Annotated in this window: 6 protein-coding genes; all 6 read left to right on the forward strand. The window is 34.8% G+C overall.

Going from position 1 to position 10,932, the window contains the following annotated elements:
* Position 1: 1 nt before the first annotated feature.
* The 6 genes from ACE01R_RS03350 (at position 2) to ACE01R_RS03375 (ending at position 10,924) form a co-directional block, all read left to right on the forward strand.
* On the forward strand, positions 2 to 2,266 hold the full coding sequence (locus ACE01R_RS03350; protein ID WP_395546118.1) for a DUF262 domain-containing protein: 2,265 nt from the start codon (positions 2 to 4) through the stop codon (positions 2,264 to 2,266).
* On the forward strand, positions 2,266 to 5,328 hold the full coding sequence (locus tag ACE01R_RS03355) for a type I restriction endonuclease subunit R (protein ID WP_395546119.1): 3,063 nt from the start codon (positions 2,266 to 2,268) through the stop codon (positions 5,326 to 5,328). Before ACE01R_RS03350 ends, ACE01R_RS03355 begins: the two co-directional genes overlap by 1 nt.
* A gap of 423 nt (positions 5,329 to 5,751) precedes the next feature.
* A complete protein-coding gene (locus ACE01R_RS03360) occupies positions 5,752 to 6,534 on the forward strand; it encodes a hypothetical protein (protein WP_395546123.1) in 783 nt (260 codons plus the stop codon).
* A gap of 221 nt (positions 6,535 to 6,755) precedes the next feature.
* Positions 6,756 to 8,765 (forward strand): anti-phage ZorAB system protein ZorA, encoded by a 2,010-nt coding sequence (gene zorA, locus ACE01R_RS03365; protein WP_395546204.1) that lies wholly within the window; start codon positions 6,756 to 6,758, stop codon positions 8,763 to 8,765.
* An 18-nt stretch (positions 8,766 to 8,783) separates the two neighbouring features.
* Positions 8,784 to 9,515, forward strand: a complete 732-nt coding sequence (gene zorB1, locus ACE01R_RS03370; protein ID WP_086199918.1) for a type I Zorya anti-phage system protein ZorB1 — start codon at positions 8,784 to 8,786, stop codon at positions 9,513 to 9,515.
* 20 nt (positions 9,516 to 9,535) lie between these two features.
* Positions 9,536 to 10,924: an EH signature domain-containing protein gene (locus ACE01R_RS03375; protein ID WP_395546156.1), complete on the forward strand. Its 1,389-nt coding sequence runs from the start codon at positions 9,536 to 9,538 to the stop codon at positions 10,922 to 10,924.
* Positions 10,925 to 10,932: the final 8 nt, after the last annotated feature.

Below are 10,932 nucleotides of genomic sequence, written 5' to 3' on the forward strand. Positions count from 1 at the left end.
AATGGCTAAATTGACATTGTGGAAAGCATTGGAACACTATCATATTGTCATTCCTACAATTCAGCGTGATTACGCACAAGGTCGAAAGAATGATCCAAAGATTGCACAAATCCGTAAAACATTTTTGCAAGCCTTAGTACAAAGTTTGACTGAAAATCAAGAGCTTGAACTTGATTTTGTCTATGGCTCTTTAAGTAAAAAAATTCTTGAATTGTTAGATGGGCAACAGCGTCTAACGACTTTGTTCCTTTTACATTGTTATCTTGTGAATAAAAATAAGGCAAATATCAATGAAATTGATTTAATTAAAAAACAATTACAGAAATTCAGTTATCAAACGCGTACAAGTTCTAAGCTGTTCATTTCTCAATTGGTTGAGAAGTTAGTCGAAATGGAATGGAGTGGTAAACCATCCGTAGTGATTGAAAACGAAGCGTGGTTTTTAGCAGTATGGTGTAAAGATCCGACCATTATTTCAATATTAACGATGTTAGATGAATTAGAGACATTGTTTGGGTCTAAACATACGGATGAAATTAATCAATTATGGGAGAGGTTGATTGGTCTCTCGGTATTGAATTTTTATTTGTTGCCGATGAATGAATTTTCATTAACAGATGAGCTGTATATCAAAATGAATGCCAGAGGCGTTCAACTCACTGAGTTTGAAAACTTTAAAGCATGGCTTCAAGGTTTTCTTGAAAATAAAATTGATACAAGCAAAGCAAATGCTTTTTTTCAAAGTATTGACACGGAATGGACCGATTTAATTTGGACTGCTAGTAAAAACTGGAATAAATCTTTTGATGCGAGTTTTATTCATTTCTTTAAAATTTGTTTGCTATGCGAGCATCAAAAATACTTATCGAAGAATAAAAGTGTTGATAGCACTAACGAAGCTGACATCGAAAGTTTAGTGAGTCGTTTGAGGCTGAATTTATTTATTTCGCAAACTGAATATATGGATTTATTCTCAAATGAAGTGAGTAATACGATTGATCAAATAACAGCGCTTTTAGATTTTGCTGTTGTAAAGCAACAAAGCCAAAACAATATTCTTGAAATCTTAAGTAAAGATAAGCCTTCCTATGAAGAGCAAGCAAACTTCGCAACTACTTATTATTTTACTAAGTATATTCAAAATATTGATCAATTTGAGGATTGGAACAGAATCAGTGGGTGGTTAGTAAAAAATGCTAAGGGTTACTATAACTCTGAAAAATTGATGCTCTCAGTACTCGAGGCGCTAGAACAATTAGCAATGTATATTGGTCATGAAAATGTTCTCGATAAAATAAGTACTTTGCACCAACATCAAAACATCATAGAACTTTGTAGTAAAACTGCTTTTGAGAAATCACATATTGAACATGAAATTGAAAAAGCCAAACTCATACTTCAAGATCAAGCGTGGAAAGAGCTATTAAGTAAATATGAAGGGCATGACTATTTCTATGGTCGCGTTGATTTTTTACTTGATTATGCAAAGACAGATGATGACATCATTTGTATGGCTAAGTTTACTTATTATGCTGAAATTGCGGCCCATTTATTTACAGAAGAATTTATAAAAGACAAGGAATATCGATTACATCGGTGTTTTTTGAGTCTAGGAAACTATTTTGTAAAATACGGGAGAAATTTAAGCTTTTGTTCAGATTCGTACAGTTCTTATCGTGATAGGGCTGAAAATTGGCGGGCTGTATTTGATAAAAATAGAGTGTCTGAAGAAAATAAAGAACCACAACTTAAAATATTATTTGATTTGTTAGATGATGATGTAAGTTTTGCGAAACTTGAAATGATTAGAAATCAAAAGTTGGCTCAAATCTATGATTGGAGAAGATATTTTATTCTTGATGACAGAATATTTAGCTATTGCTCATATGCTCTGATTAGAAAGGAAAGTAATGATCTTATTTATCTTTTAAAAACATCAGTGCTTAGAGGGAAACACGCTGAATTAAGAAGCTATGTTTTATATTTCACCTTGCTGACACCAGAATACGGTTTAGAAAAAACAGATCTTGATTATTTATCTGTTTCTAACAGAGAGACAATGCCAAGTTTAAGGGTTAAAAATAAGCTTCGAATCACGTTTAAGAATGGTGAATTTATCAACGAAATCATTGAAAAAAATTTAGAAGATGGTGAGTTTTTTAGACTAATAACCAGTGAAGAGATGTACGAGTTTAAAAATATCATCAAAGCACAACAGCAAGTATTAGATGAAATTAAACATCCAGAAAGAGAAGAGGTTGCCTAATGGTCAGTTTAACCAATGAACGTGCTTTAGAAATGGCCATTGAAAAAGCATTGACAGGGACATGTCTTGAGAATGTCAAAGCAGGCTTAACAGACATTACTCTACCTCATCATGGTTTTGTATCAGGCTCACCTTCAAATTTTGACATGCTTTATGCACTAGATACTCAATATTTCTGGCACTTTTTAGAACAAACTCAAGCAGATGAACTAGCAAAAATTCAGAAATTTAATCCACACGATTGGCAAAGAAAAATCTACGAACGTTTTGATCGAATGATCCGTAAGCATGGGGTTGTTCACCTACTTAAAAAAGGTCTCGCCGTAGATCAAACACATTTTCAGTTGATGTACCCAGCGCCGTTGGCTAGCAGTTCTCAAAAGATCAAAGATCGATTTAAGCAGAACATTTTTAGTGTGACTCGCCAATTACGCTATTCAAAAGGAAATCCACTGCAAGAAATTGATATGGTGGTATTTGTAAATGGTATTCCAATCATTACCTTTGAGCTTAAAAATGATTGGACAGGGCAGAATGCTCGCCATCATGGGCAGAAGCAATATAAACAAGATCGAGATATCACTCAGCCACTACTCAACTTTGCACGTTGTATCGTGCATATGGCTGTGGATACCGACGAAGTTTATATGACGACTAAACTTGCAGGTGCGAATACGTTCTTCTTACCCTTTAACAAAGGGCATAATGCGGGTGCAGGAAATCCACCAAATGCAGAAGGTCATAAAACTGCATATCTATGGAAAGAACTGCTTTCAAAAGATAGTCTGGCGAATATTATTCAGCACTTTGTACGTCTTGATGGTGATGAAAAAATTTTATTGGATAAAAGGAATCTCTATTTCCCACGCTATCAACAACTCAGTGTGGTGCGCCGTCTTATTAATCATGTTTCAACGAATGGTATAGGGCAGACTTATCTCATTCAACACTCCGCAGGTTCAGGTAAGTCTAATTCAATTACTTGGGCGGCATTTCAATTGATAGAAGCCTACCCAGCAAATAAGGACGTTATAGGAAGCCGAGGGCTTGAACATCCATTATTTGATTCAGTTATTGTGGTGACAGATCGTCGTATTCTGGATAAACAGCTAAAAGAAAATATTAAGGAGTTCTCTGAGGTCAAGAATATTATGGCGCATGCCCATAAGTCTTCAGAGCTGAAATCTGCTTTAGAGAATGGCAAAAAAATCATCATTACCACGATCCAAAAATTCCCGTTCATTATTGATGGTATAGCAGATTTAAGTGATAAACGTTTTGCTGTGATCATTGATGAAGCACATAGCTCTCAATCAGGCGTTGCTCATGACAAAATGAATGAGGTCATGGGGAAAGGAAATGAGGACAGTGATGGTATAGATGCTCAAGATAAAATCTTGAGTGCTATGTTAGCTCGTAAGATGAAGGGAAATGCCTCATATTTTGCTTTTACTGCAACGCCAAAGAACACGACTTTAGAAAAGTTTGGTGAAAAACAAACGGATGGTTCTTTTAAACCTTTTGATCTTTATTCGATGAAACAAGCGATTGAGGAAGGGTTTATCTTAGATGTATTGTCGAACTATACGACCTATAAGAGTTTTTATGAAATTGAGAAATCAATTCTAGAGAACCCATTATTCGATACCAAAAAAGCGCAAAAAACGCTAAGAAGTTATGTAGAGAAAACACAGCAGACGATTGATATCAAAGCAGAGGTGATGCTTGATCATTTTATCCAGCATGTTGTAAATACCAAGAAATTAAAAGGCAAAGCCAAAGGGATGATTGTGACTCAAAATATTGAGTCTGCGATCCGTTATTACAAGGCAATTGATCGACTACTAGAACAAGCTGGTTATCCATTTAAAGCAATTATTGCATTCTCTGGTGAGAAGAAAGTTGATGGTATTGAATACACGGAAGCAATTATCAATGGTTTTTCCGAAAATGACACCAAAGATATGTTTGATCGGGGCTATGTCGGCGACAAAAAACCTGCGGGTGTGAATGAAAATCAGTATCGATTATTGATTGTTGCGAATAAATATTTAACAGGTTTTGATCAACCTAAGCTTTGCACGATGTATGTCGATAAGAAACTGGCTGATGTCCTGTGTGTCCAAGCACTTTCCCGTTTAAACCGTTCTGCACCTAAACTAGGGAAGCGAACCGAAGATTTATTTGTTTTAGATTTCTTTAATGAAATAGAAGATATCAAACAATCTTTTGATAGTTTCTATACATCTACCACATTATCGAAAGCTACAGATATTAATGTGCTCAATGAGTTGAAAGATGAGTTAGATGGTGTTGGGGTATATGAATCATTGGAAGTTGAGGAATTTGCCACAAAGTACTTTGATTCAGTAGATGCTGAACAACTCAGTCCGATTATCGATACAGCAGTTGCACGTTTTGATGCAGAGTTAGAACTGAGTGCTGAGGATAAAGCGGATTTTAAAATCAAAGCAAAGCAATTTGTTAAGATTTATGGTCAGATGGCTGCAATCTTACCTTATGAAGTTCCGGCTTGGGAAAAGCTGTATTGGTTCTTAAAATTCTTGATTCCGAAACTCAAAATTGAAGATCCTGAAGCAGATGCATTAGATGAATTACTAAATTCAGTTGATTTAAACTCATATGGATTGCAGCGTAAAAAACTAAATGAACAGATTGTATTAGATGCTGAAGAAACAGTTCTAGATCCGACAAACTCTAATCCACGTGGTGCTCATGGTGGTGAAACGGAAGAAGATCCATTAGATGAAATCATTAAAACATTTAATGAACGCTGGTTCGGTGGTTGGGCTGCAACACCTGAAGAGCAAAAAGTTAAGTTTGTGAATATTTTAAAACAGATTAAGGAACATGCTGATTTTGAAAGTAAGTATTTAAATAATCCTGATCCGCATACCAAGGATTTAGCCTTTGAGAAGATTATGAATGAAATCATGCTTCGTCAGAGGAAAATTGATATGGATATGTATAAGCATTATTCAAAGGATACGGCTTTTAGAATGTCATGGAAATATAGCTTACAACAAGGTGTTATGAGATAAGGGAAATTTAAGATGTTGAATTGGATACGAGGGGGAGTTCTATACATTGCTAATGGTGCTGGAGCGTCCTCGGAAAGTATGGATGTAACTTGTATCTTTTTTCTATTTTGTATTGGTCTTTTAGCATGGCTCAATCACAATTTAAGTCATTACTATGAGACTCGAAGTGTGTCACACCTTACACCATTTTTTGATCAATTCATTTTAAATCTTTACGATAAAATTCGTGGGAAAATAGTGAATCGCTATTTGATATTGGGGACATTGGTGTTGTTTTTTATTGGATATTTCAAATACCGAAAAAGAGTATATTACTAATGATAATAAACAAAAGTTTAAATCAGAATAATTATGATCAACGTCTATCTCCATTAAGATTAAAAAAGAAAGTTGTATGTGAATTACTGGTTTAAAGAGGAAAATATGGGTACTAAATCTTACTCAGAGATGGCTTCGACTTTAAAAAGCTTAAAACTTAATGGGTCTAAAGATCTTTCAGTCTTAGATAGTTTGAAAATTTCTGAACAAGGCAATGTAGAAAGCTATTACATACCATTTGATTATATTTCACCTCAAGCTAAAGTGGTATTGGTCGGGATTACGCCAGGTAAAACTCAATTATTTAATGCATTATTGTCTGTTCAAAACTCTTTATCTCATAATTTGAATCAAGATGATGTTCTTAAAAAAGCTAAAGATGAAGGGGCTTTCAGTGGAACGTTGAGAAACAACTTAGTTAAACTTTTAGATCATATTGGTTTAAATGACAAACTTGGAATTGATAGTACATCTACTTTATTCAATAAAAATGCACATCTTGTACACACAACATCCGTGTTGAGACATCCAGTCTTTATTAGCGGTAAAGATTATAGTGGGTCTGCTCCAAATATGCTTAAACATCCTCTTATGCTTGAGATGATTGATGCATATTTGAAAGAGGAGGTTAAACAGCTTCCCAATGCGATTTATATTCCGCTCGGTCCTAAAGTAGGAAATGTTTTTGAACAACTTATCAAAGATGGCTTACTACAAGATGATCAGGTGTTGTTTGGTTTACCTCATCCATCAGGTGCAAATGCAGAACGAATTGCATATTTTTTAGGAAATAAGCATCGAAATACCTTAAGTGTAAAAACAAATCCTGAATTATTGGATAAGGCAAAGGTAGACATTTTGAAAAAATTAAGATTATATTTTAGTTAAATAATTGATAAAATTACCATTTTAGCTCGTAGCCTAACTACGAGCTGAAGTGATTTAGGAACATGTTAGTTCAAATGCTAACCTTAGCCTTAATTTCTTTTGTGATATATTGCACATAATTATTTAATAAAAATCAACTTTATAATAGTTGAAGGGGAGCGGTTGTGAATTTTTTAGCTATTGCAGCATTTTTGCAAAGTTATTTTATTATCCCAGTTCTTATGGGTATATTTGTCGCTGTGATTAGCTATAGGTTCTACATAAAATATATTAAACCAGCAAAACAGCTTGATACTCAATTGGGCGATGCCATAAAAGCTTTAAAGCAAGTCGAACAGCAACCTAATGTTAATACACATGCTTTAGATCATGTTTTTGATAATAGTATTCCATTAAAACATGCATGGTTGAATTATAAACATTCATTCCATGATAGCTATGAAGTTGTCGATGGTGCAGATGTTTTAAGAGCATCTCGTGCGACTGTATCGAGTGATATTTTTTTCTCGCAATCGGTTATTGTTGATACTCCTTTAAGAGTTGAATTCTATAAACATCTTCCAGGCATTATCACGGGTGTCGGCATTATTGCTACATTTGCAGGCTTACTGTGCGGATTATTAGCTTTTGATCCAGCAGGTAATCCTGAAAAAGTGCAAGATAGTCTTGGATTACTGTTAGGTGGTGTGAGTGAAGCCTTTATGGCATCTGCATTGGCTATTGCTACAGCAATGTTAATTACATGGCGCGAGAAGTCATGGTTAAGACAGTGTTATGCACAGTTAGAAATGTTAACAACAGAAATAGATGACTTCTTTGAATCTGATGATACAGGTGAGGAATACTTAGCCAAATTACTAAAATCATCACAAGCAAATGAAACGAATGCACGTCAGTTAAAAGATAGTCTTGTTAATGATTTAAAGACAATGATGACAAATTTAATTGATGAAAATAAAAAGAATCAAATGGCTTTTGCATCACAATTAACGGATAGCTATGCCAAGACAAGCAAGGATATGGCTGATCAAATAGGCCAGTCTATTTCTGATAATTTACAAGCACCACTAGAGAAAATTGCGTCAAGTGTACAGCAGGTCAGTGGTGATCAAAGTTCTGCTGTCCAAGAGTTAATGACAGATGTACTCACTGCATTTATGACCAAATTAGAATCAACGTTTGGGACTCAAATGAATGGTATGAGTGAGATGATGACTCAATCAGTATCTGCAATGAGAGAGATGCAATTAGGATTCACTCAATTAATTACTGATATGAAAGTGAATAGTGAAAGTTCGACAAAAAGCTTAGAAAACCAAATGTCTAAAATGATTGAGGATATTCAACAAAAGCAAAATGCGATGTCCGATCAAATGAATTCAATGGTCGAGCACTTATCTAAAGGTGCAGAAAAAATTGGAGAGCAGGGACAATATGCAATTGAACAATTAAATGGAAAGGTTTCTGAGCTGATTGGGCACATGGGTGGAACTATCTCAGGTGTAATGGCGGATATTGCTAAACAGCGTATAGAACAGGATCGTACAATTGCAGATAATCAGCATAAGCTACATGAACAATCTTCAATCCTAATTGATAGCCTTGGGGCAGAGATCAAAGAATTAATTGTGCATAGTCAAAATGCAGTTGAATCTTATAAAAATAACATTCAAAAGCTCACTCAGGTGACGACTGATAGTATTACAGGAATGAACAACGGCGCAGAAAAAATGCGCCTAGCTTCTGAGCAGTTTAATGCGGCGGGTACATCGCTTATTAGCGTCACAGATAAAACATCACAATTGATTTCAGAAGTAACTACTACATCTACTCATTTGACTAGTGCAAGCAGTAATCTTATTTCGTTATTGAGCGATTATAAAAACTCTCAGGATAGCGTCAATAAAGCGATCAGTACGCTTGATGGACTGATTAAACAAGCGCAATCTGAAGCCGGTATGAGTACTAAAATGCTTGATGATATGACTCAAATGACAACGGCATTAAATCAAGTGAAAAAAGAGATGCAAGACTATCTTGAACAAGTCAGTGATGTGTTGGTGAAGAGTTTTGATAGCTTCGGGGCATCGGTTGAGACGAGTCTGAACCATTCTTTAGGTATATATGATAATACGCTTGACCAAGCAGTTAAGCGTCTTTCAAGTGGTGTAGAAGGCTTAGGTAGCTTTGTTGAGGATCTTGAAGATATCGTTAGACAAAAGAAAAACTAAGTCTGGAGTACATGAGCAATGCTAGGTAATCGGTACTCTAAAAAGGCACGTCCTAAAGATGAAGGTGAAAAACCTTTTTGGATTTCTTTTGCGGACTTAATGACAGCATTAATGACTTTATTTCTCGTTGTTATGGCTGTATCACTCATGATCGTCACTAAAAAGATTAATGAGGCTACTCAAGCTGAAGATCAAAGAAGTGCAGAAATTTTAAATATTTGTCAGAGTATCAAGCACAGTGTCAAATTGAAAGATGCAGGCATTGAAGTTGATTGTAAAAATAACCGCATTAATTTTGGTGAAGCTGGTCGTTTTTCACATAATGATTATCGTTTAAATGAGGTGGGTCGTAATCGTCTAAATACTATTGTGCCAATTATTCTTGAAGAAGCAAATAACCCACAAGGTGAAAAATGGTTTAAGCAAATAGTGATTGAAGGCTTTACAGATACAGATGGTTCATATCTATATAATTTAAACTTGAGTTTGCGTCGTTCAGAATGGGTGATGTGTAGTTTACTTGATCCTAAATTTAGTTCAGGCCTAACTTTAACTGAACAGCAAAAAAACCAGGTTAAGCAATTATTCTTGGCTGGGGGGGTGTCTTTTAACTCGGCTAAAGATAGTAAGGAAGCATCTCGCCGTGTTGAATTGAGAATGCAGTTTTATGGCTTAAAAGAAAAAGAAAGTGCAGAGCCTCAACCTCATTTTGTTTCAGCGCCGATTGAAACATGCCAATTGACGCGGTGATATCTATGAGCATAGCGAACTTGAAACGTCGTTTGGAGGAAAAATTGAGTGGTCATTCAGTTGTAGATGTTACAAATGCGAAATTTGTAAAGCCTCAACGACTGCTCAAAACACTTTCTGTGCTTGATCAGAAGTTTGATGATTTAGAAAATAGCCTTCCTCTAGATGAAAAAATTTTTAGGACAATTTCTAAATTAGAAAGCTCTGGTTTTGGGCACCTCACACGAAGAGATTGGAAAAATTTGGCTTGGGCATTAAGCAAAATACTGCCAGGTACACAAGAAAAACTTATCTTTAGTGATATTGGTAAAAGGATTATTCAGCACTTTCAACAATCAGAGATGGACCTTATTGGACTCGTTTATTTTCCATTGTTGTATAGCTATTTTGCTTTAGAAAATGAAGATGTAAAAAACAAGCCAGCAATTTGGCTTCAATTAAGGGATGTATTAAATACAAATAGGTCAGGTGTTTATAGAGACTTAAAACGTCCTAAAAAATGGATAAATACCCTTGTTGATTATTCAGAAATTTTATCTAATTCACCAACAAAATCATTTGTTAAAAGATTTTTAGAAGACAAAGACGCAAGTAGTGTTGCAAATGAATTAGAAAGCTTAAAGATGGCATCTAATAGTTGGTTTTGGGATGATTTAATTAAATCTTCCATTCAATCTATTAACGGTATGAATGAGCAGGATTATTTGAAAATCATCCCTCGTTTTTTGCATTTGGCTGAGCAAAATTTATTATATACATCAGATATTTTAGTTGCTTTGTTAGAGCGATATGCTAAGACATCTGAGCGAGCAAAAGTTCATGAAGTTCTAAAATATTTAGCCTTAAACCAGTGGGAAAATCCACAATATGATTCTTCTGCGGGTTGGAATAAGGTCAATGCTGATACAAAAAGAATGGTCATTCAATGGCTTGTAAGAGCTGATCTAGAAGCTTTCTTTAAGTTGTTCAGTGCATCTGCAGATGTAAATCGTTTTAATTATTGGATTAAATTTATCGATAAAATTTCTTTCTCACAAATTTTTCTTGGACCAGCAGCATTCCAATCTCAACAAGCTCAACATAAAAAATTTCGTGATTTAAATAGTGGACGTTTGAAAAAATTAGTTGGATCTACTCCTACTTATAATGCCTTCATGTTAAAAATTAAAAATTTGTATGTCATTGATTTTTCAGATACTGGTAATGCATGCTTCATTGTTAATAGGATTCCATACAATGAAAATAAACTTGAAGTACATCGAGATACTTTAAAACCATGGAATAATTTACTTAAGCTAAGTCATACACCTGGCTGGCAATCTCGTTTTGATTCCAAAATGGCAGAATTGGGTGTGTTTTCTAATCAAATCGAAGTGAATAACTACAATTCAGGCTATAGAAAATATTAAGGAAAAAT

Source organism: Acinetobacter sp. BSP-28 (assembly GCF_044130285.1).
GTDB lineage: Bacteria > Pseudomonadota > Gammaproteobacteria > Pseudomonadales > Moraxellaceae > Acinetobacter.